Annotated in this window: 18 protein-coding genes; 10 read left to right on the top strand and 8 right to left on the bottom strand. The window is 69.7% G+C overall.

Going from position 1 to position 20,918, the window contains the following annotated elements; genetic code table 11:
* Positions 1 to 13: 13 nt before the first annotated feature.
* The gene (locus BpN12_RS22615; protein ID WP_246797670.1) at positions 14 to 790 is read right to left on the bottom strand and encodes an SDR family oxidoreductase; all 777 of its coding nucleotides are present in this window, start codon (positions 788 to 790) and stop codon (positions 14 to 16) included.
* 170 nt (positions 791 to 960) lie between these two features.
* Here BpN12_RS22615 and BpN12_RS22610 point away from each other — a divergent pair, with 170 nt between their 5' ends.
* Positions 961 to 2,634, top strand: a complete 1,674-nt coding sequence (locus BpN12_RS22610) for an electron transfer flavoprotein-ubiquinone oxidoreductase (protein ID WP_246797669.1) — start codon at positions 961 to 963, stop codon at positions 2,632 to 2,634.
* A 118-nt stretch (positions 2,635 to 2,752) separates the two neighbouring features.
* Here the strand turns inward: BpN12_RS22610 and aroC are convergent, their stop codons facing one another.
* From aroC to BpN12_RS22595, 3 genes are all read right to left on the bottom strand, one after another.
* On the bottom strand, positions 2,753 to 3,853 hold the full coding sequence (gene aroC / locus BpN12_RS22605; RefSeq protein WP_246797668.1) for a chorismate synthase: 1,101 nt from the start codon (positions 3,851 to 3,853) through the stop codon (positions 2,753 to 2,755).
* A 122-nt stretch (positions 3,854 to 3,975) separates the two neighbouring features.
* A complete protein-coding gene (locus BpN12_RS22600; protein ID WP_246797667.1) occupies positions 3,976 to 5,910 on the bottom strand; it encodes an MFS transporter in 1,935 nt (644 codons plus the stop codon).
* Positions 5,911 to 6,059: 149 nt separating this feature from the next.
* Complete coding sequence (locus BpN12_RS22595; protein WP_246797666.1) at positions 6,060 to 6,530, bottom strand: CBS domain-containing protein; 471 nt, start codon at positions 6,528 to 6,530, stop codon at positions 6,060 to 6,062.
* 206 nt (positions 6,531 to 6,736) lie between these two features.
* Between BpN12_RS22595 and BpN12_RS22590 the strand changes: the two genes are divergently transcribed.
* Positions 6,737 to 7,057 (top strand): Mpo1-like protein, encoded by a 321-nt coding sequence (locus tag BpN12_RS22590; RefSeq protein WP_246797665.1) that lies wholly within the window; start codon positions 6,737 to 6,739, stop codon positions 7,055 to 7,057.
* Positions 7,058 to 7,145: 88 nt separating this feature from the next.
* On the opposite strand, the gene BpN12_RS22585 is transcribed toward BpN12_RS22590, so the two are convergent.
* A complete protein-coding gene (locus tag BpN12_RS22585; protein WP_246797664.1) occupies positions 7,146 to 8,453 on the bottom strand; it encodes a YihY family inner membrane protein in 1,308 nt (435 codons plus the stop codon).
* Positions 8,454 to 8,537: 84 nt separating this feature from the next.
* On the opposite strand from BpN12_RS22585, the gene wrbA reads away from it, so the two are divergent.
* Genes wrbA through BpN12_RS22565 form a run of 4 tightly spaced genes read left to right on the top strand, consistent with a single transcriptional unit; the run spans position 8,538 to position 11,948 of the window.
* Positions 8,538 to 9,149 (top strand): NAD(P)H:quinone oxidoreductase, encoded by a 612-nt coding sequence (gene wrbA, locus BpN12_RS22580; protein WP_246797663.1) that lies wholly within the window; start codon positions 8,538 to 8,540, stop codon positions 9,147 to 9,149.
* Positions 9,146 to 9,667, top strand: coding sequence for a DUF2069 domain-containing protein (locus BpN12_RS22575; protein ID WP_246797662.1), 522 nt, complete (start codon positions 9,146 to 9,148; stop codon positions 9,665 to 9,667). The genes wrbA and BpN12_RS22575 overlap by 4 nt, the downstream gene beginning before the upstream one ends.
* Before the next feature lie 20 nt (positions 9,668 to 9,687).
* Positions 9,688 to 11,109, top strand: a complete 1,422-nt coding sequence (locus tag BpN12_RS22570; RefSeq protein WP_246797661.1) for an FAD-binding oxidoreductase — start codon at positions 9,688 to 9,690, stop codon at positions 11,107 to 11,109.
* 26 nt (positions 11,110 to 11,135) lie between these two features.
* Entirely contained in the window at positions 11,136 to 11,948 is an 813-nt protein-coding gene (locus BpN12_RS22565) for a metallophosphoesterase (RefSeq protein WP_246797966.1), read from the top strand.
* A gap of 174 nt (positions 11,949 to 12,122) precedes the next feature.
* Here the strand turns inward: BpN12_RS22565 and BpN12_RS22560 are convergent, their stop codons facing one another.
* Together BpN12_RS22560 and BpN12_RS22555 are read right to left on the bottom strand one after the other, a co-directional pair.
* A complete protein-coding gene (locus BpN12_RS22560; protein WP_246797660.1) occupies positions 12,123 to 12,272 on the bottom strand; it encodes a hypothetical protein in 150 nt (49 codons plus the stop codon).
* Between the two features lie 178 nt (positions 12,273 to 12,450).
* A complete protein-coding gene (locus BpN12_RS22555; RefSeq protein ID WP_246797659.1) occupies positions 12,451 to 13,392 on the bottom strand; it encodes a LysR family transcriptional regulator in 942 nt (313 codons plus the stop codon).
* Positions 13,393 to 13,514: 122 nt separating this feature from the next.
* Between BpN12_RS22555 and BpN12_RS22550 the strand changes: the two genes are divergently transcribed.
* Genes BpN12_RS22550 through BpN12_RS22535 form a run of 4 tightly spaced genes read left to right on the top strand, consistent with a single transcriptional unit; the run spans position 13,515 to position 18,659 of the window.
* Positions 13,515 to 15,257, top strand: coding sequence for an efflux transporter outer membrane subunit (locus BpN12_RS22550; protein WP_246797658.1), 1,743 nt, complete (start codon positions 13,515 to 13,517; stop codon positions 15,255 to 15,257).
* A gap of 12 nt (positions 15,258 to 15,269) precedes the next feature.
* Positions 15,270 to 17,486, top strand: a complete 2,217-nt coding sequence (locus tag BpN12_RS22545) for an FUSC family protein (protein ID WP_246797657.1) — start codon at positions 15,270 to 15,272, stop codon at positions 17,484 to 17,486.
* Positions 17,483 to 17,686, top strand: a complete 204-nt coding sequence (locus BpN12_RS22540) for a DUF1656 domain-containing protein (RefSeq protein WP_042624668.1) — start codon at positions 17,483 to 17,485, stop codon at positions 17,684 to 17,686. Before BpN12_RS22545 ends, BpN12_RS22540 begins: the two co-directional genes overlap by 4 nt.
* Before the next feature lie 13 nt (positions 17,687 to 17,699).
* Positions 17,700 to 18,659: an efflux RND transporter periplasmic adaptor subunit gene (locus BpN12_RS22535; protein WP_246797656.1), complete on the top strand. Its 960-nt coding sequence runs from the start codon at positions 17,700 to 17,702 to the stop codon at positions 18,657 to 18,659.
* A gap of 234 nt (positions 18,660 to 18,893) precedes the next feature.
* Here BpN12_RS22535 and BpN12_RS22530 read toward each other — a convergent pair whose 3' ends face one another.
* Positions 18,894 to 20,573, bottom strand: coding sequence for a methyl-accepting chemotaxis protein (locus BpN12_RS22530; RefSeq protein WP_246797655.1), 1,680 nt, complete (start codon positions 20,571 to 20,573; stop codon positions 18,894 to 18,896).
* Positions 20,574 to 20,918: the final 345 nt, after the last annotated feature.

The raw sequence follows: 20,918 nt of genomic DNA, 5'->3' as shown, positions 1-20,918 counted from the left end.
ACAGACAACCGCTTCATGCGAGCCCGAATCCGTCGTCGGCGGAAATGATCGAGCCGTTGACGAACTGCGACTCGTCGGCCGCCAGCAGCAGGAGCAGGCCGTCGAGGTCCTGCGGTTTGCCGACCCGGCGCCGCGGCAGCATCGACTGCAGCTTCTGGCCCTGCTCGGTTTCCCACAGGTAATGATTGATCTCGGTGTCGATGTAGCCGGGGCAGATCGCGTTCACGTTGATGCCGTGGCGCCCCCATTCGTTGGCCATCGCGCGCGTCATATGCACCACGGCGGCCTTGCTCATCGAATACAGGCCGATCTGCGGCAGCACCCGCAGCCCCGCCACCGAGGCGATGTTGATGATGCGGTACGGCGGCTTGCCGTGCCCGTTGCCGCGCATCATCATCCGCTTCGCCACCTCCTGCGCGACGAAAAACGCGCCGCGCGTGTTGGTGTCGAACACATAGGAGAAATCCTCGGGCGTCACGTCGACGAGCTTCTGCATCGTCGAGACGCCTGAATTGTTGACGAGGATGTCGATCGTGCCGGCCTCCGTCTCCGCGTGCGCGACCGCCGCGCGGATGCTCTGCGGATCCGTCACGTCGAGCGCCACCACGTGCGCGGCACCGCCCGCAGCCTCGATCTGCGCGCGCAACTCCTTCAGGCGCTCGACGCGGCGGCTCGCCAGCACGATCTTCGCGCCCGCCTCCGACAGGACCTGCGCGAAGCGCTGGCCGAGCCCGCTCGAGGCGCCCGTCACCATCGCCACCTTGCCTTCCAGATTGATCGAACGACCCATCACCACTCCTTCACCGGTTGGCCCGGCACGCCGTTTGCTGCCGGACAGGAACCCTATCACATAAATAGAACGATCGTGCTAATGTTGGCGCATTCGGTTGCGGCAACCGTTTTGTTTGGCCGACAATACGCTCCCAATTAAAAAGCATTCTAACGGTTAGAGGAACGCCAATGACCCCCGCAAGCCTCATCGAGCAATACGGCCCCCGAGAATCGATGGAATATGACGTCGTGATCGTCGGCGGCGGCCCGGCCGGGCTGTCGGCGGCGATCCGCCTGAAGCAGCTGGCCGCCGGCAAGGGCGGCGAGATCAACGTCTGCGTGCTCGAGAAAGGCTCCGAGATCGGCGCGCACATCCTGTCGGGCGCCGTGATGGACCCGCGCGCGATCAACGAACTGTTCCCCGACTGGAAAGAAAAAGGCGCGCCGCTCGAGGTGGAGGTCAGCGAGGACCGGTTCCTGTTCCTGAGCGAGACCGGCGCGCGGGCGGTGCCGAACTGGGCGCTGCCCGACAACTTCAAGAACCACGGCAACTACGTGGTGAGCCTCGGCAACGTCACGCGCTGGCTGGGCCAGCAGGCCGAGGCGCTCGGCGTCGAGATCTTCCCCGGCTTTCCGGCCGCCGAGATCCTCTATCACGAGGACGGCTCGGTGAAGGGCGTGGCCACCGGCAATCTCGGGATCGGCAAGAACGGCGAGCCGACCGAGAATTTCCAGCTCGGCATGGAGCTGCACGCGAAATACACGCTGTTCGCCGAAGGCTGCCGCGGCCATCTCGGCCGGCAGCTGATGGACCGCTTCCAGCTGAACGCGAACTGCGATCCGCAGGCCTACGGGATCGGCATCAAGGAACTGTGGGAAATCGATCCGGCGAAGCACAAGCCGGGCCTGGTGATCCACACCGCCGGCTGGCCGCTCGCCTCGGACACCTACGGCGGTTCGTTCCTCTATCACCTCGACAACAACCAGGTGGTGGTCGGCTTCGTGCTCGGGCTCGGCTACACGAACCCGTACCTGTCGCCGTTCGAGGAATTCCAGCGCTACAAGACGCATCCGGAAATCCGCCGCTTCCTCGAAGGCGGCAAGCGCGTGTCCTACGGCGCGCGCGCGATCACGGCCGGCGGCCTGATGTCCCTGCCGAAGACGGTGTTCCCGGGCGGCGCGCTGGTGGGCGACGACGCCGGCTTCCTGAACGCCTCGCGCATCAAGGGCAGCCACGCCGCGATCAAGACCGGCATGCTGGCCGCCGAGGCCGCGTTCGAGGCGGTGCAGGCCGGCCGCGAGCGCGACGAACTCAGCGCCTATCCGGAGGCGTTCAAGCAGTCGTGGCTGCACACCGAACTCTACAAGGCACGCAACTTCAAGCAGTGGATGGCCAAGGGGCTCTATCTCGGCACGCTGATGGTCGGCGTCGAGCAGAAGCTGTTCGGCGGCAACGTGCCGTGGACGCTGCACCACCAGCACGCCGATCACGAGATGCTGAAGCCGGCCTCGCAATGCACGCCGATCGTCTATCCTAAGCCGGACGGCAAGCTGACCTTCGACCGGCTCTCGTCGGTGTTCATCTCGAACACCAACCACGAGGAGAACCAGCCGGCCCACCTGACGCTGAAGGACCCGAGCGTGCCGGTCAACGTGAACCTGCACACCTACGCGGGGCCGGAGGCGCGCTTCTGCCCCGCCGCCGTCTACGAATTCGCGAAGAACGAGGACGGCACCGACCGCCTCGTGATCAACGCGCAGAACTGCGTCCACTGCAAGACCTGCGATATCAAGGACCCGACCCAGAACATCGTCTGGGTCACGCCGGAAGGCGGCGGCGGTCCGAACTATCCGAACATGTGAGGCCGGGCCGCCGCGCATCGGCGGCCGCCGCATGAAAAAACGGGCATCGCGCCGGCGCGATGCCCGTTTTCTTTTGTGATGCCCGCGCCGCCGCCAGCCTGGCGGCGAACGCTTTACGTTACGGCGCGCTCGCGGCGATCCGCGGCGTGGTGGTCTCGACGTCGCCGCATTGCGCGCGGTGGCGCAGCGCGTGATCGATCAGCACCAGCGCCAGCATCGATTCGGCGATCGGCGTGGCGCGGATGCCGACGCACGGATCGTGGCGCCCGAACGTCTCGACGATGGCGGCCTCGCCGGTCTTCGTGATCGAGCGGCGCGGCGTGCGGATGCTCGAGGTCGGCTTGATCGCGATCGACACGGTCAGGTCCTGGCCCGTCGAGATGCCGCCGAGGATGCCGCCCGCGTGATTGCCGACGAAGCCCTGCGGGGTCAGCTCGTCGCCGTGCTCGGAACCGCGCTGCGCGATGCTCGCGAAACCGGCGCCGATCTCGACGCCCTTCACGGCGTTGATCGCCATCATGGCGTGTGCGATGTCGGCGTCGAGCCGGTCGTAGAGCGGCTCGCCCCAGCCCACCGGCACGCCCGAGGCCACCACGTCGATGCGCGCGCCGATCGAGTCGCCGTCCTTGCGCAGCGCGTCCATGTATTCCTCGAGCTGCGGCACGATCCCGGCGTTCGGCGCGAAGAACGGGTTCTCGCGCACGTGCGCCCAGTCGACGAACGGCACCTCGATCTCGCCGAGCGCGCTCATGTAGCCGCGCACCTCGATGCCGAAGCGCTCGCGCAGCCACTTCTTCGCGACCGCGCCCGCGCCGACGATCGGCGCCGTCAGCCGCGCCGACGAACGGCCCCCGCCGCGGTAGTCGCGGATGCCGTACTTCTGCCAGTAGGTGTAGTCGGCGTGGCCGGGGCGGAAGGTCTCGACGATGTTGCCGTAGTCCTTGCTGCGTTGGTCGGTGTTGCGGATCAGCAGCGCGATCGGCGTGCCGGTGGTGCGCCCCTCGAACACGCCGGACAGGATCTCGACCGCGTCGGGCTCCTGGCGCTGCGTGACGTGGCGCGACGTGCCCGGCTTGCGGCGGTCGAGTTCGAGCTGGATGTCGGCTTCCGTCAGCTCCATTCCCGGCGGGCAGCCGTCGATCACGCAGCCGATCCCGGGGCCGTGCGATTCGCCGAAAGTCATGACAGTGAAAAGCTTTCCGAGGGTATTGCCGGACATGGGGAGCCGTTCCAGAGAGAAAGTCAGGGAAAACGCCATTATGCCAGCGGCCCCGCCGGTCGCGGATAACGCTATGCACCCGCTATCAACATTGCCAGCGCGGGCCGCGCCGCCTGGCCCGCTTACTTGCGCAGGCCGCGCAGCTCGGCCACCACCTGCTGCAGCAACTCCGGCGTGGCCGCCGAGGCCGCCACCGGCTCGCCGACCGCGAGCGTGAGCCGGCTCATCGCGCCCCGGCGCAGCGGCCGCGGCCAGCGCGCGTCGTCGTGGCGCGAGAGCCAGCTGCCCCACAGCCCGCGCAGCGCCAGCGGCACGACCGGCACCTGGACGCGGCGCAGGATCTCGCTCATGCCGTGGTGGAACGTACTCACCTCGCCCGTCCTCGTCAGCTTGCCTTCCGGGAAGATACAGACCAGGTCGCCCGCCTTCAGCGCGGCCTCGCAGGCGTCGTAGGCGCGCGCGAGCATCCGCGGATCCTCGTGGCGCGGCGCGATCGGGATCGCCTTCGCATGGCGGAACGCCCAGCGCGCGAACGGCGTCGCGAAAATACGGTGATCCATCACGAAGCGGATCGGCCGCGGGCTCGCCGCCGCGATCACCAGCGCGTCGACGTAGCTGACGTGGTTGCAGACCAGCAGCGCCGCCGTGCCTTCGGGAATCCGCTCGGCATGCACCAGGCGGATCCGGTAGAACGTATGGACCAGCGCCCAGGCGATGAAGCGCAGCAGGAACTCCGGCACCAGCGAATAGATGTAGGTGGCCACCACCACGTTCAGCAGCGCCGTGGCGAGGAACAGCCCGGGGATGCCGACGCCGAGCTTCGTCAGCACCATCGCCATCACGGCCGAGACCACCATGAACAGCGCGTTGAGGATGTTGTTGGCGGCGATGATGCGCGCGCGGTGGGTGGGCGCGCTGCGGCTCTGGATCAGCGCGTAGAGCGGCACGCTGTAGAGGCCGCCGAACATCGAGAGCAGGAACAGGTCGGCCAGCACGCGCCAGTGCGCGGCGCGCGCGAGAAACTCGCCCACCGAGAGCAGATGCGTCTGCGCGGGCAGCGCATGGCTCGCGAAGTAGAGATCGATCGCGAATACGCTGATGCCGATCGAGCCGAGCGGCACCAGGCCGATCTCGACGCGCCGCCGCGACAGCCGCTCGCAGAACATCGAACCGAGCCCGATGCCGATCGAGAACGTCGCGAGCAGCACCGTGACCACGTCGGGGTTGGCCGACAGCACGTCCTTCGCGAACGAAAAGAACGAAGTGAGGAAGGTCGCGCCGACGAACCACAGCCACGAGATGCCGAGCAGGCTCAGGAACACGGTGCGGTCCTGCCCGGCCAGCTTCAGGTTGCGCCAGGTTTCCGACACCGGGTTCCAGTTGATCACGAGCCCGGGCTGCGGGGCCGGCGTCGCGGGCACGGCCGACGAGACCAGCCGGCCGAGCAGCGCGATCGCCACGCACGCCCCCGCGAGCAGCAGTTCGCCGCGCCCGTCGATGCCGGCTGCCGCGCCACCGATGAGGGTGCCGATCAGGATCGCCACGAACGTGCCCATCTCGACGAGCCCGTTGCCGCCCACCAGCTCGTGGTCGTTCAGGTGCTGCGGCAGGTACGAATACTTGACGGGGCCGAACAGCGTCGAGTGCATCCCCATCATGAACGTGCAGAGATAGAGCAGCGACGCGGCGTGCGTGACGAAGCCGGCCGCGCCCACCAGCATCAGCGCGATCTCGAAGCTCTTCACGAAGCGCGTGAGCCGCGCCTTGTCGTACTTGTCGGCGATCTGGCCGGAGGTGGCCGAGAACAGCATGAACGGCAGAATGAACACGGCCGAGATCAGGAACGCGGCCGTCTTCGCGTCGACGCCGCTGAACTTCGCGGTCTGGAACGTGATCAGCGAGGTGAAGCCGATTTTGAACACGTTGTCGTTGAGCGCGCCGAGGAACTGCGTGGCGAAGAACGGCGCGAAGCGGCGCTGACCGAGCAGGTCGAACTGCGAGGCATGCGCGCGGCGCGCGGCACGGCGGGAAGTCGGAGTGGTCGTGGAATCGCTCATGCGCTCGGCGCGCGCGGCAGCGGCGCCGCCCGCGCGATCAGTGTCGGATCGAAAACGGCCGGCGCGCGTTCGCGGTCCGGCCGTGGCAAGGTGGGCGGCCCGTGACGCGCCCCCGGAAAGCAAACCGCCCGTGGAACCGGGCGGTGGCGTCAGTTGGCGACGGGCTGGTGGTGGACTTCGCCGTCCGGCTCGGGCGGCCAGTCGCGGATGTAGGCCTTCAGCATGCGGTTCTCGAAGCTCTGCGCCTCGACCACCGTCTTCGCGACGTCGTAGAACGAAATCACGCCCATCAGCACGCGCTTCTCCAGCACCGGCATGTAGCGCGCGTGACGCTCGAGCATCATGCGGCGCACTTCGTTCACGTCGGTTTCCGGCGTGCAGGTGAGTGGATCGTCCATCACCTTGCGCACCTGCACGTCGCCGATCGCGCCGCCGTTCGCCTTCAGGCGCATGATGATCTCGCGGAAGGTCAGGATCCCGACCAGGTCGCCGTACTCCATCACGACGAGCGAGCCGATGTCGTGCTCGGCCATCGCGTCGACTGCCTCGCGCAGCGGCGTATCGGGCGTCACCGTGAACAGCGTGTTGCCCTTGACTTTCAGAATATCGCTGACGCGCATTCTTGCCCCCAAAACTGGATGGTACTCAACTGGCTTCCGATCCTATCGGAAACCCCATCAAAAGGAAAGCGCGCGGCACCGTCGGGCAAGCCCCGCGGGGCCGCTGCGGCCGCCTCGCGCGGGGCATCCGCGGCTTGCGGCGCGGCGCGGGCCGCCGCACAATGAACGCTGATCAGGGCGGCCATCCGGCCCCGGGGGAGACGGCGATGACAGACTCCACGCACACCGAGCAGTTTTCGAGCTTCTCGCAGTTCTATCCGTTCTACCTGAGCGAGCACCGTCATCCGGTGTCGCGGCGCCTGCATTTCGTCGGCTCGCTCGGCGTGATCGGCTGCCTCGCGATGGCGATCGCCACCGGCCGCTGGGGCTGGCTGCCGGCCGCCGTCGTGTGCGGCTACGCGTTCGCCTGGGTCGGCCATTTCGGCTTCGAGAAGAACCGCCCCGCCACGTTCCGCCATCCGGTCTACAGCCTGATGGGCGACTGGATGATGTTCAAGGACATCTGCCTGGGGAAGATCCGGCTGTAGGGCGCGGCCGCTCGCGCCGGGCTTGCCGGCGTCGGCGTCCATGGCGTGACGGAACCGCCGGCATGACGCTCGGCCCTCGCCGCGCCGCTCAGGCCGTCCGCGGCGGCAGCGCGGCCGCCGATGCCTCCTCGTCGTCCTCGATCACCAGCCCCGCGCGGTTCACGAGCAGTTCGGCGAGCGTCACGCCGAGCCCCTCGCCCGTCAGCGCGGCCACCAGCCGCTCGCCGTCGAGCACGGTACGCCCGCGCTGGATCTGGTACATCAGCTCGTCGCGATCGACCACGAACGCGTCGAACAGCTGCCCGAGCGTCACGCGCTCCGGGCTCGCCAGCAGGATATAGCGCTGCGGGCCGCTACCGCCGCTCTCGAGCCGCGCGATCCATTCGCGGTCCTCCATCGCCGACAGCAGCCGCTGCGCGGTTTCCATGCCGCAGCGCACCATCACCGCGAGCCGCGCCGCCGAATGGCCCGGGCGCCCGACGTCGCGCGCCTCGGCGAGCCGCGCGAGCAGCGCCAGCGCGTCGAGCAGGTCGCTGCCGGGATAGCCCACCCGGTGGAACTGGCCGATCCGGATCGCCGGCAGCGCCGAGGCGACCATCGCGCCCGCCAGCGCGATCAGCCAGCTCAGGTAGACCCACACCAGGAACAGCGGCACCGCCGCGAACGCGCCGTACACGGCCGTGTAGGTCGGAATGCGCCGCACGTAGTAGCCGAAGCCGCGCTTGGCCAGCTCGAACGCGAGCGCCGCGCACACGCCGCCCACCACCGCGTCGCGCCAGGCCACCGTGCAGTTCGGCAGGTAGACGTAGAGCAGCGTGAAGGCGACCACCGTCAACGGCAGCGAGGCGGCCGTGAGCAGCCACTCGAACGACGACGGCGTGGCCGGCGCGCCGGCGAACGCGAGCGACTTGGTGAACAGGTACGACGAGATCGACAGGCTCACGCCGAACAGCAGCGGCCCGAGCGTGATGATCGCCCAGTAGGCCAGCACGCGCTGCGCGAACGGCCGCGGCTTGCGCACGCGCCAGATCACGTTGAACGCCGACTCGACCGTCATCATCGTCATCACCGCGGTCACGACGAGCACGATCAGGCCGGCCGTGGTCAGCCCCTTGGCCTTCGACGAGAACTGGTTCAGGTACTTGAAAATCTGGTTGTTGATCTGCGCCGGCATCAGGTGGTCGGCGAGGAAACTCTGCAGCGACGCCTGGAACGAAGAGAAGATCGGGAACGCGGTGAACAGCGCGAACGCGACGGTGACGAGCGGCACCAGCGCGAGGATCGTCGTGAAGGTCAGGCTGCCCGCCACCTGCGGGATGCGATCCTCCGCGCCGCGCCGGGCGGCGAAACGGGCAAGGCGTTTGATGGTGTCGAGGTCGACGCTCAGCTTCGGCAACGGCTTTCTCCTTCAGGCAACACGCGCGCCGCCGCGTGTCGCGACGGTCGCACCCCCTATAATAGCCGCTCACTCTAGAAGCCTATGAAAGACATCCTGGTGCTCTATTACAGCCGCCACGGCGCGACGCGCGAACTCGCGCTCGCGATCGCGGCCGGCATCGACGCCGTGCCCGGCGCGCAGGCGCGCATCCGCACGGTGCCGCCCGTCTCCACCGTCTGCGAGGCCAGCGCGCCCGAGATTCCGTCCGACGGCCCGCCCTACGCCGAGCCGCGCGATCTCGAGGAATGCGCGGGCCTCGCGCTCGGCTCGCCGACGCGCTTCGGCAACATGGCCGCGCCGCTCAAGTATTTCCTCGACGGCACCACCGCGCAGTGGCTCGCCGGCGCGCTCGGCGGCAAGCCCGGCGCCGTGTTCACGTCCACCGGCAGCCTGCACGGCGGGCAGGAATCGACGCTGCTGTCGATGATGCTGCCGCTCATGCATCACGGCATGCTGATCGTCGGGATCCCGTACACCGAAAGCGCGCTGACCACCACCGACGGCGGCGGCACGCCCTACGGCGCCTCGCATCATGCGCGCAGCGGCCACGGCGCCGCGCGCGCGGGCCTGCTGTCCGCCGACGAGCGCACGCTCGCCAGCGCGCTCGGCACCCGGCTCGCGCAGGCCGCGCTGCGGCTGGCCGCTCCGCTATGAACGCGCCGGCCGCCGCCCGCGCCAGTTATGCACGGCTCGCGCTCGGCTGCCTGGTCGCGCTGATCGCGCTGTCGCTCGCCTGGGAGCTGTGGCTCGCGCCGCTGCGCCCGGGCGGCTCGGCGCTGATGCTGAAGGCGGTGCCGCTCGCGCTGATGGTGCCGGGCGTCTGGCGGCGCAGCGTCTACACGCTGCAATGGGCGTCGATGCTGATCCTGCTCTACTTCGCCGAGGGTGTCGTGCGCGGCATGACCGACGGCGGGCTGTCGGCCCGGCTCGGCTGGCTCGAATGCCTGCTCGCGCTCGGCTTCTTCGCCGCCGCGCTCGCCGGCGTCGCGCCGTTCAAGCGCGCGGCGCGGCAGGCGAAGGCCGCCGGCCGGATGGCCGAGGCCGAGGCCGCGCCCGCCCCCTCTCCCCGCGCCGCGCGCGCCGGCCGCTCCGTCACGGAGCCGGCGGCGCCGCGGCACGGCAAACCGGCCGAGGCGCGGCGTGGCAAGCGCGCGCCGCGCCGCCCTTCCTGACTGACTTCGAGACCTTCGCGATGAGCCCTTCTTCCGCTTTCCTCGATGCCTGCCGCGCCGCGATCGGCGCCGAGCACGTCCTGACCGACCCGCACGACACGGCGCCGTTCGTCACCGACTGGCGCAAGCGCTACCACGGCGCGACCGGCGCGGTGCTGCGCCCCGGCTCGACGGACGAGGTCGCGGCGCTGGTCAGGCTGGCGGTCGAGCATCGCGTCGCGCTGGTGCCGCAGGGCGGCAACACCGGCCTGGCCGGCGGCGCGACGCCCGACGCGAGCGGCACGCAGGCCGTGCTGAGCCTCGGGCGCCTGAACCGCGTGCGCGAGCTGGACGCGCACAACAACACGATCACCGTCGAGGCCGGCGTGATCCTGGCCGAGATCCAGGCGCGCGCGCAGGACGCCGGCCGGCTGTTCGCGCTGAGCCTCGCGGCCGAGGGCAGCTGCACGATCGGCGGCAACCTCTCGACCAACGCGGGCGGCACCGCGGTGCTGCGCTACGGCAACACGCGCGAGCTCTGCCTCGGCCTGGAAGTGGTAACGCCGCAGGGCGAGATCTGGAACGGCCTGCGTGGGCTGCGCAAGGACAACACCGGCTACGACCTGCGCGATCTCTACATCGGCGCCGAGGGCACGCTCGGCATCATCACGGCGGCCGTGATGAAGCTGCATCCACGCCCGGCCGCGCAGGTGACCGCGCTGGCCGCGCTCGAATCGGCGCATGCCGCGCTCGATTTCCTGGCGCTCGCGCAACGCGCGGCCGGCCCGCTGCTGACCGGCTTCGAGCTGATGTCGGACTTCTGCATGCGGCTCGTCGGCAAGCACTATCCGCAGCTGCGCTACCCGTTCACGGGCACCCACGCGCAGACGGTGCTGCTCGAACTGTCCGACAACGAAAGCGAGGAACATGCGCGCACGCTGTTCGAGGCGATGATGGCCGAGGCGTTCGACGCCGGGCTCGTGACCGACGCCGTGGTGGCCGGGAATCTCGCGCAGTCGCGCGCGTTCTGGGACCTGCGCGAGCACATCCCGCTCGCGCAGGCCGACGAGGGGCTCAACATCAAGCACGACATCGCGGTGCCGATCTCGTCGATCGCGCGCTTCATCGACGAAACCGACACGGCGATCCAGCAGGTCGCCCCCGGCGCGCGGATGGTCACGTTCGGCCACCTCGGCGACGGCAACCTGCACTACAACGTGCAGACGCCCGAGGGCGGCGACCCGAAGGCGTTCCTCGCCGAATTCCAGGCACCAATCAACCGCGTGGTGTACGACAACGTGCAGCGCCACCACGGCACGATCAGCGCCGAGCACGGCATCGGCCAGCTCAAGATCGACGACGCGCAGCGCTACAAGTCGCCGGTCGAGGTCGGGCTGATGAAGACGCTCAAGCAGGCGTTCGATCCGCTCGGCCTGATGAATCCCGGCAAGGTGCTGCGCTGAGCCGCGCGCGAGACACCGCCATGCCGATCCGCGTGCGCGTACTGTCCGACCTGCACCTCGAAGGCAACCGGCCCGAGGCGATTCCCGGCGCGCCGGCCGACCTGGTGGTGCTGGCCGGCGACATCCACAACCACGCCGAGGGCCTGCGCTGGGCCGCCGAGAGCTTCGATGCCGAGGTGCCGGTGGTCTACGTGCCGGGCAATCACGAGTATTACGACGGCGCGTTCGGCGCGCTCGAGGCGGGGATGCGCGACGCCGCCCGCGCGCTCGACGGCGTCCATTACCTGAACCGCGACGTCTATGAAGACCCGGCCGGGCGCTTTCGCGTGCTCGGCACCACGCTCTGGACCGATTTCGCGCTGTTCGGCGCGGACCCGGCCGCGCGCGACCAGGCCATGACGGCCTGCGCGCGGGCGATGTTCGATTTCAACGGGGCGATCCAGGTGGACTGGGCCGCCGCCGGCGCGCCCGGCGCCTCGCGCGCGCTGACGCCGGCCGACACGCTCGCGCTGCACCGCACCGCCTGCGCCTGGCTCGAGACCGAGCTGGCGAAGCCGTGGGCCGGCGCGACGATCGTCGTCACGCACCATGCGCCGCACCGCGCGAGCCTCGCGCCGCGCTATGCCGACGAAATCGTCTCGGCCGGCTTCGTCAGCGAGCTGGATGCGCTGGTGGCGCCGCCCGTCGCGTTGTGGGTCCACGGCCACACCCACACCTCGTTCGACTACGTGGCGGCGAGCGGCACGCGCATGGTCTGCAACCCGCGCGGCTACCTGCGCCGCCGCACCGGTGAGTGGGAAAACCCCGAGTTCGCCTGGGACAAGGTCGTCACGCTCTGAATCCGCCTGCCGTTGCACAGCGGCACCAACCGGCAGGCGGCCATCCTGAAACCGCGGCGGTAAACGGCAACGGGCGTGCTTCAAGCACGCCCGTCGAAAGGCTCGCGATGCGGCGGCACCGGCCGAAGCCGGCCAACCCGCCGCGTGGTGGCGACCCGGATCGCCCGCCGCGCCTCAGTCGCGCGGCGAACGCCGCACCGGCTGGCGGACCCGCACCGGCACCGGCCGCTGCTGCAGGCCGCCGCGCAGCAGATCGCGCGCACCCATCACACCCATCAGGCCGACCACGGCCGCAAGACCCAGCATCACCCAGTGCGCGCTCATCGTTTTTCTCCGTCAGTCCGTCAGTGCAATGACTCAACAGTAGCAAACCATGCGTGTTTCGAGCGTAAAAAAGTGTTGCCGAACTGAAAAGAAACGTCAGACGCGCGGCCCCGCCGTCTGCCCCACCGTCTGCCCCGCAGCCGGTCGCCCGCCGCCGGTCGCCCGCCGCCGCTCCCGTTCAGGTCACGCGCGTGTAGCGCTGCAGCGTCTCGATGTCGGCCTCGATGGTGGCCGGCAGCGACTCGCGCATGAAGTCGACCCAGGTGCGGATCTTCGCGTCGAGATATTGACGCGACGGATACAGCGCGTAGATGTTCATGACGTGCGAGCGATATTCGGGCATCACGCGCACGAAGTCGCCGGCGCGCAGGCCGGCGATCGCCGTGTAGAGCGGCAGCACGCCCACCCCCATGCCCTCGCGGATCGCCGCCGACAGCGCCTCGGCCACGTTGACGCGAAACGACGGCTGGGTGACGGGAAAGTGCTCCTCGCCGGCCGGCCCGACGAGCGTCCACTCGTCCCAGACGAAGCCCGGCGCCACCATGCCGAGGCAGGCGTGTGAATCGAGGTCCTGGGGCCGCTGCGGCACGCCGTGGCGCTCGAGATAGTCGGCCGACGCGCAGGCGACGCTGAAGGTTTCGCCGAGGCGCTGCGAGACCAGCCCGGAATCGGGCAGGTGGCGATCGACCACCACCGACACGTCGAAGCCCTCGTCGAGCAGGTCGGGCAGCCGCTGCGCGAGCGTCAGGTCCACCTGCACCTCGGGATAACGCTGCCTGTAGCGCGCAATCATTGGTACTGCATAATGTTGGCCAAGGCTCGTCATGCTGTGGACCCGCAGCTTGCCCGACGGACGCGCGTGCGCATCGCCCGCCTCCGCTTCGGCCTGATCGACGTAGGCGAGGATCTGCTCGCAGCGCTGCAGGTAGCGCTCGCCGGCCTCGGTCAGCGCGATCCGGCGCGTGGTGCGATTCAGCAGACGAGTGCGCAGGTGCGCCTCCAGATCCGACACCGCGCGCGAGGCGTAGGCGGTGGTCGAATTCAGCTGTTGAGCGGCCGCGGTGAAGCTGCCCGCATCGACCACGCGCACGAACACACGCATGTTCTGAAGCGTATCCATACCGATTCCCCCTTTAATGCGAGCAGATTGTTGCACAGAGCAGCAGCAATATTGTCTCAGAAAACGTAAAAATGCCTTGCACCCTTACGGGCTTATTCGGGAATAAACGGAAAAATATAATCATGTCCGGGTCATCTTTATCCGAATGGGAGAAAATCGTGCAGTCTCGGGCGACAAAAGGGACACTCGCACTGACGGTTCTTGCAATGTTATTAACAATGGCTGGATGCGCGAGCATGGGTCATGTTGAGCCGCAGGCGTCGAAAGTCGAGGCGTCCGCACTCGATGCGGGAGCCGCCATCCGCGCTGCGAACCACGACGCGGGCTGGCCGGACGCCGACTGGTGGCGCGCCTACGGCGACCCGCAACTTGACGCATGGATTGCGAGCGCACAAGCGGGCAATCCGTCGCTGGCTGCCGCGCAGGCGCGCGTGCGCCAGGCGCAGGCGGTGGCGAACATCGCGCACGCCGACGAGCTGCCGCAGCTCGACGGCGAGCTCTCGCTGCAGCGCAAGCACTGGCCCGACGACTATTTCTACGGGCCGGGCACGCTCGCCAACAGCAACACCTGGAACAACAGCGGCACGCTGAACCTGTCCTATCACCTCGACCTGTGGGGCAAGGACAAGCACAACGCCGAACGCGCGCTCGACGCGGCGCGGGCCCAGGCCGCCGACGCGCGCGCCGCGCGGCTCGAACTCGAGGTCAACGTCACGCGCGCCTACATCGAGCTGGCGAAGAACTTCGCGCTGCTCGACATCGCCCACCAGGCCTACGACCGCCAGAACGAGTTGCTCGAACTCGCCCGCAAGCGCCTGCGCGCCGGCATCGGCACCCAGCTCGAGGTCAGCCAGGCCGAGGCGCCGCTGCCCGACTACTCGCGGCAGATCGACAGCATCGAGGAGGCCGTGCAGCTGGGCCGCCACCAGTTGGCCGCGCTGGCCGGCAAGGGCCCCGGCGCGGGCGATGCGCTGACGCGCCCGACGCTGTCGCTGACGGCGCCGGCGGGCCTGCCCTCGGCGCTGCCGGCCGAGCTGATCGGCCGGCGCCCCGACGTGGTGGCCGCGCGCTGGCTGGTCGACGCGCAGGCGCGCGGGATCGACGTGGCGAAGGCGCAGTTCTATCCGAACGTCGACCTGCTCGCCTCGCTGGGCGGCTTCGGCGTCGGCTCCGCGTTCGCCGGCTTCCTGCGCTCGATGAACGGCGGCTGGTCGGCCGGCCCCGCGCTGACGCTGCCGATCTTCGAGGGCGGGCGGCTGCGCGCGCAACTGGGCGCCGCCTCGGCCGGCTACGACGAAGCCGTCGACCACTACAACCAGACGCTGGTCTCGGCGCTGAAGGACATCGCCGACGACGTCGTGCGGATCCGCTCGCTCGATACGCAGCGCGAGGACGCGGCCCGCTCGGTGTCGCTCACGCACCGTACCTTCGATCTCTCGCACCAGGGCTTCAAGCGCGGGCTGACCGACTACGTGAACGTGCTGGTCGCGCAATCGCAGCTGCTGCGCGCGCAGGAGAACCGCACGCGCATCGAGGCCGAACGGCTCGCCGCGCATGCGTCGCTGATGGCCGCGCTCGGCGGCGGGCTCGAAACGCCCGACGACGCGCCGGCGCAGGCCGTGGCGCCGGCGGCCGCTTCGTCCGCTGCCGCCGCTGCGGCGCCGACCACCGCCGCGGCTTCGGCGGCCCCCGTCGCGGCGAGCGCCCCCGCGGCATCGCGGCCGGCCGCGCCGAAAGCGGCCGGCCGACACGCACGCCCCGCCACCAGCGAAGCGGGCCGCGCCGCCTCGTCAGCGGTTCCGGCGGTTTCGGCCGCCCCGGCAACCGCCGCCCCCGCCCGCGCCACCGTGCCGGCCACCCACTGACGGAGACCCGCGATGTCCGCTCCCTCGTCATCCCGCCACGCCGCGCCGCCGCCCGACCGCTCGCGCCTCGCGGTGCTGGGCTCGGCCGTCGCCGACTGGGCGCGCACCGACGGCAACGCGTGGCTCTACGTCGCCAAGGCGCTCACGGCGGCCTTCATCGCGCTCGGCGTGTCGATGGTGCTCGACCTGCCGGCACCGAAGACGGCCATGACCACCGTCTTCATCGTGATGCAGCCGCAAAGCGGCGCGGTGCTCGCCAAGAGTTTCTACCGGCTGCTGGGCACGCTGGTCGGCCTCACGGCGACGCTGACGCTGGTCGGCCTGTTCCCGCAGCAGCCGGTGCTGTTCCTGGTCGCGCTGGCGCTGTGGATCGCGGTCTGCAACGCCGGCGCCACGCGCAACCGCAACTTCCGCAGCTACGGCTTCCTGCTGGCCGGCTACACCGCCGCGCTGATCGGCCTGCCCGCCTCGCAGCAGCCCGACACGGCGTTCATGAGCGCGCTCACGCGGGTGGCCGAGATCGTGGTGGGGATCCTGTCGGCCGGCCTCGTCAGCGCGCTGGTGTTCCCGCGCTACACGGGCAAGCAGATGCGCACCACGCTGCGCCGGCGCTTCGCCTCGTTCGTCGATTACGTCGCCGCCGTGCTGTCGGGCAAGATCGAGCGCTCGCACATCGAGAGCGTGCATACCGGCTTCGTGGCCGACGTGATCGGCTTCGAGGCGGCGCGCAGCATGGCCGTGTTCGAGAACCACGAGTTGCGCCAGCGCAACGGCCGGCTCTCGCGCCTGAACAGCGAGTTCATGATGGCGTCGAGCCGCTTCCACGCGCTGCACCAGCTGATGAACCGCCTGCGCGCCTCGCACGACGCGGCCGCCGTGATCGCGCTGGAGCCGTACTACCACGAGATCGCGCCGCTGCTCGAACCGGCCGGCGAACCGGTGCGCACCGCCGCCGAGGCCGCGCGCGTGGCCGGCCCGCTGCTCGCCTATCGCGACGCGCTGCCGGCGCGGATCCGCGCGACGCGCGCGCAGCTGGAAACGCAGCCCGATTTCCCGCTGCTCGATTTCGACACGGCCGCCGAGCTGCTCTACCGCTTCGTCTCGGACCTGCACGACTACGCCGCCACCTACGGCTCGCTCGCGAGCGAAACGCACGAGCGCGAGCGCTGGATCGAGCACTTCGAGCCGAAGACCAACCTGACCGCCTCGCTGATCGCCGGCATCCGCACCGCGACCGTGATCCTGATCCTCGGCTGGTTCTGGATCGCCAGCGCCTGGCCGAGCGGCGTGATGCTGGTGCTGAACGCGGCGGCCACCTGCGCGCTGGTGTCGACCTCGCCGCGGCCGAGCGCGATGTCGATCCAGATGGGCCTGGGCGCGACGCTCGGCGTGCTGATGGGCATGCTGCTGATGTTCGGCATCTATCCGCGCATCGACGGCTTCCCGATGCTGTGCGTGGCGCTCACGCCGCTGCTGTCGATCGGCCTCTGGCTGACCACGCGGCCGAAGACGGGCGCGCACGGGATGGGCTACCTGATCTTCTTCAGCTTCCTGGCCGGTCCCGACAACATCACGCAGTACGCGCCCACCGAGTTCCTCAACAACGGCCTGGCGATCCTGCTGTCGATGCTGGTGTCGGCGGTGGCGTTCGCGGTGCTGATCCCGCCCACGGCGCCGTGGCTCAAGCGCCGGCTGTTCGCCGACCTGCGCCGCCAGGTGGTGCTGGCCTGCCGCGGGCGGCTGGGCGGCAGCCTGCGCGCGCGCTTCGAAAGCGGCACGCGCGACCTGATGTATCAGGCCCACACGCTGTCGGCCGACCAGCCGGGCGTGCAGCGCGAGGCGCTGCGCTGGATGTTCGCGGTGCTCGAAGTCGGCAACGCGATCATCGACCTGCGCCACGAGCTCGCCGGGCTGCCGCGCGACCCGCGCTACGCGGCCAGCATGCCGTGGCGCGTCGCCGTCCACCGCACCCGCAAGACGATTACCGCGCTGTTCGCGAAGCCCACGCCGACGCGCTTCGACGCCGCGCTGGCCGCCAACGTCGACGCGATCGCCGCGACCCGCCAGGCCATCGACGCGTTCGCGCCGCCCGCCGAGGACCGCCACCGCCTGGAGCGCGTCCTCCGTCACCTGCATTTCGTGCGCACCGCGCTGCTCGACCGCGAATCGCCGCTGGCGGCGCTCGACGGCCACGCGGGCGCGCCGCTCAACCCGGGAGTCCAATCATGATGCCGCGTGAAATCGCCGTCCTCGACGCGTACATGCCGACCATCGTGCTGATGTTCATCGTCGGCGCGATCCTCACCTGGATCGTCGACCGGCTGCTGTCGTTCACCGGCCTGTATCGCGTGGTCTGGCATCCGTCGCTGTTCCGTGCCAGCCTGCTCGTCTGTATCTGCGGCGGCCTGAGCCTCGCCGTCTATCGTTGAAAAGAACCGAACCATGCTACTGAGAAAACTCATCGGCTTCGTCGCGACAGCCGTCATCCTCGTGATCGCGATCCTGATCGGCCAGCGACTGTGGGTCCATTACATGGACGAGCCATGGACCCGCGACGGCCGCGTGCGCGCCGACATCGTCAACGTCGCGCCCGACGTGTCGGGCGCCGTGGTCGAGCTGCCGGTGCGCGACAACCAGTTCGTCCGCAAGGGCGACCTGGTCATGCAGATCGACCCGTCGCACTATGCGATCGCCGTCGAGCAGGCCAGGGCCGCCGTCGCCGCGCGCGCCGCCGAGCTGCAGATGCGCCGCGCCGACGCCGCGCGCCGCGCCGATCTCGACGCCGCCGTGGTGTCGAAGGAAAACCGCGAGAACGCGGCGCAGTCGGCCTCGGGCGCCGCCGCGCAGTACCAGCAGGCGCTCGCCGCGCTCGACGCCGCGCAGCTGAACCTCGCCCGCACCCGCGTGGTGGCGCCGGTGGACGGCTACATCACGAACCTGAACGTGTTCCGCGGCGACTACGCGACGGCCGGCAACGCCAAGCTCGCGATCATCGACAGCCACTCGTTCTGGGTCTACGGCTACTTCGAGGAAACCAAGCTGCCGCGCGTGCGGATCGGCGCGCAGGCCGAGATGCGGCTGATGAGCGGCGGCGTGCTGAAGGGCCATGTCGACAGCATCTCGCGCGGCATCTACGACCGCGACAACCCGCAGAGCCGCGACCTGGTGGCCGACGTGAACCCGACCTTCAACTGGGTGCGGCTCGCGCAGCGCGTGCCGGTGCGCATCCATATCGACCAGGTGCCCGACGGCGTGGTGTTGTCGGCCGGCACGACCTGCACGGTGATCGTCGACGAGCACAAGCCGGTGGTGCCGGTCACGGCGGATGCTTCGGCTGCATCCGCCGCGCCGACGGCTTCGGCCACCGCCGCAACCTCGTCCACCGCGCCGGCCAAGCGCTGAAACGGCGGCCGGCCCCGCCGGCGCCGACGATCATGCGGCCCGCGATGCGTTGCGCATCGCGGGCCGTTTCACATCCGTGCGGCGGCGGGCAGCCGGACCGCGCGCGATTTCATCCGAGGGAAAGCACAATGAAAAACCGGACGGACCGGCGCCGCGTCACGGCGCCCGGCATCCGTCCGGTCGGTCGCCGCCGGAGCGGCGACGCAAGGTGGCGCGCGGCGGCGCGCCGATGGCTCAGGCGGCGAGCCGGAAGTGCCCGACCAGCGCCTTCAGCGCCTGCGCCTGCTCGTCGAGCGAGCGCGCCGCGGCGGCGGCCTGTTCGACCAGCGCCGCGTTCTGCTGGGTACCCGCGTCCATCTGCTCGACCGCGCGGCCGATCTCGTCGATCCCGGCGCTCTGCTCGGTCGAGGCCGCCGAGATCTCGCCGATGATGTCGGTCACGCGCCGTACCGCGCGCACCACTTCCTCCATCGTGTGACCGGCGTCGGTCGCGAGCTGCGCGCCGTTGGCGACGCGCTCGACCGAGGCGCCGATCAGCTGGCGGATCTCCTTGGCGGCCGTCGCCGAGCGCTGCGCGAGCGAACGCACCTCGCTCGCCACCACCGAGAAGCCGCGGCCGTTCTCGCCGGCCCGCGCCGCTTCCACCGCCGCGTTCAGCGCGAGGATGTTGGTCTGGAACGCGATGCCCTCGATCGTGCCGATGATGTCGCGGATGCTCTTCGCGCTCGCGTCGATCTCGTTCATGGTCGCCACCACGCGGCTGACCACCGAGCCGCCCTGCTCGGCCACGTCCGACGCGTTCTGCGCGAGCGCGCTGGCCTGCCGCGCGTTCTCAGCGTTCTGGTGGACCGTGGAGGTCAGCTGCGACATGCTCGACGAGGTCCGTTCGAGCGCGACCGCCTGCTGCTCGGTGCGCTGCGACAGGTCGAGGTTGCCGGTCGAGATTTCGCCCGAGGCCGAGGCGATCGCCTCGGCGCTGGCCGCGATCTCGCGCACCGTGCCGGCCAGCTGGCGCTGCATCTCGTCGAGCGCATGCAGCACGCTGCCGCGATCGTGCTTCGACAGCTTGACGTGGCGCGACAGGTCGCCGTGCGCGATGCCGGCCGCGATGGTCTTGGCCATGGCGGGCTCGCCGCCGAGCTGCACGCCGAGCCGGCGCACCACCCAGGTGGCGATCACGATCGCCACCACGATCAGCGCGGCCGTCATCGCCGCGATCATCAGGAACGAGGCATGGAAGCGCGCGGTGGACGCGTCGCGGGTGGCCTTGGCGGCCTCGCCGCGCGAGGCGACCAGCGCGTCCACCTGCTTCTCGAGCTTGCCAGTCTCGACCAGCAGCGAGACGTCCTGGGTGCCGACCTGCCAGTTCATCTGCGACAGGTCGAGCGGCTGCTGCTTGATGAGCGTCACGAAATCGCGCAGGTGCCCGCTCCAGCCCGCCACCGCCTTGGTGAACGGATCGAGCGCGGCGTGCCCGCTCGACGCCGTGTAGCGCTGCAGCACCGTGACCTCGGTCGTGATGCCGGTGAGCGCCTGCTCGATGTCGTTGCCGAGATCGTCACGCTCCTTCGCGGTGGTCGCGGTCAGCAGCATCTTCTGCGCGCGGCTCGCGCGCAGCACGTGCGCCCGCACCGCCTCGGCCGCCTGGCTCGCCACGTGGCCCTGCTCGTAGACCGAGCCGATCGAATCGTCGAGCTTGCTGATCTGCCAGAGCGAGAACAGCCCGATCGCGAGCGTGCCGATCAGCACCACCGCGAACGCGGCGTACAGCGTCGCCCGCACCGACCACGCGCGCGCGGGCTCTCCGCCGGCGCGCCGCGGCGCGCGTTTTCCGTGGGTCCGCGCGGCAGGCGCAGCCGCGCCCGCCGTGTCGCGGTCCGTTCCCGGTCGAGCGCGCAGCGAAATTCCCATCATTGATTCCCCCGTCCTGTTCCTGCCACCGGATCGATCGGCTCCGGCGTCACCGTTCGGCCGACCGCCGCGGATCCGCGGCACGGCCCTTTCCGTGCGTGTCGTCACGAATAAGCGGCTTGTCGGCACGCACCATTTTTTTCTTGAGTCCGGATCAACACCGGTTGTCAGAAATTCAATGATCTCACCCGATTTTTTTGACCGCCACTCTCGCGACGGCCCGGGCAGGCGTGTCGGACACCGCGCTGACCGATTCGAGATAAAACTTGGCCTGACAATTCGAGCGAGCCAACTTACACTGCCGTCACAGTCTCGAAAATCGACGAACCCGCCCGGCCCCGCCGCGCC

Source organism: Burkholderia perseverans, from assembly GCF_022870505.1.
Classification (GTDB): Bacteria; Pseudomonadota; Gammaproteobacteria; order Burkholderiales; family Burkholderiaceae; genus Burkholderia; species Burkholderia plantarii.
The sequence above is the reverse complement of the archived record's forward strand: the minus strand, read 5'-3'. Positions and strand labels throughout refer to the sequence as shown.

Coding starts and splice junctions, on each gene's coding strand:
- BpN12_RS22615 (WP_246797670.1), bottom strand. CDS start 790: ATGGGTCGTTCGATCAATCTGGAAGGCAAGGTGGCGATGGTGACGGGC.
- BpN12_RS22610 (WP_246797669.1), top strand. CDS start 961: ATGACCCCCGCAAGCCTCATCGAGCAATACGGCCCCCGAGAATCGATG.
- aroC (WP_246797668.1), bottom strand. CDS start 3,853: ATGTCCGGCAATACCCTCGGAAAGCTTTTCACTGTCATGACTTTCGGC.
- BpN12_RS22600 (WP_246797667.1), bottom strand. CDS start 5,910: ATGAGCGATTCCACGACCACTCCGACTTCCCGCCGTGCCGCGCGCCGC.
- BpN12_RS22595 (WP_246797666.1), bottom strand. CDS start 6,530: ATGCGCGTCAGCGATATTCTGAAAGTCAAGGGCAACACGCTGTTCACG.
- BpN12_RS22590 (WP_246797665.1), top strand. CDS start 6,737: ATGACAGACTCCACGCACACCGAGCAGTTTTCGAGCTTCTCGCAGTTC.
- wrbA (WP_246797663.1), top strand. CDS start 8,538: ATGAAAGACATCCTGGTGCTCTATTACAGCCGCCACGGCGCGACGCGC.
- BpN12_RS22575 (WP_246797662.1), top strand. CDS start 9,146: ATGAACGCGCCGGCCGCCGCCCGCGCCAGTTATGCACGGCTCGCGCTC.
- BpN12_RS22570 (WP_246797661.1), top strand. CDS start 9,688: ATGAGCCCTTCTTCCGCTTTCCTCGATGCCTGCCGCGCCGCGATCGGC.
- BpN12_RS22560 (WP_246797660.1), bottom strand. CDS start 12,272: ATGAGCGCGCACTGGGTGATGCTGGGTCTTGCGGCCGTGGTCGGCCTG.
- BpN12_RS22555 (WP_246797659.1), bottom strand. CDS start 13,392: ATGGATACGCTTCAGAACATGCGTGTGTTCGTGCGCGTGGTCGATGCG.
- BpN12_RS22550 (WP_246797658.1), top strand. CDS start 13,515: ATGTCCGGGTCATCTTTATCCGAATGGGAGAAAATCGTGCAGTCTCGG.
- BpN12_RS22545 (WP_246797657.1), top strand. CDS start 15,270: ATGTCCGCTCCCTCGTCATCCCGCCACGCCGCGCCGCCGCCCGACCGC.
- BpN12_RS22540 (WP_042624668.1), top strand. CDS start 17,483: ATGATGCCGCGTGAAATCGCCGTCCTCGACGCGTACATGCCGACCATC.
- BpN12_RS22535 (WP_246797656.1), top strand. CDS start 17,700: ATGCTACTGAGAAAACTCATCGGCTTCGTCGCGACAGCCGTCATCCTC.
- BpN12_RS22530 (WP_246797655.1), bottom strand. CDS start 20,573: ATGATGGGAATTTCGCTGCGCGCTCGACCGGGAACGGACCGCGACACG.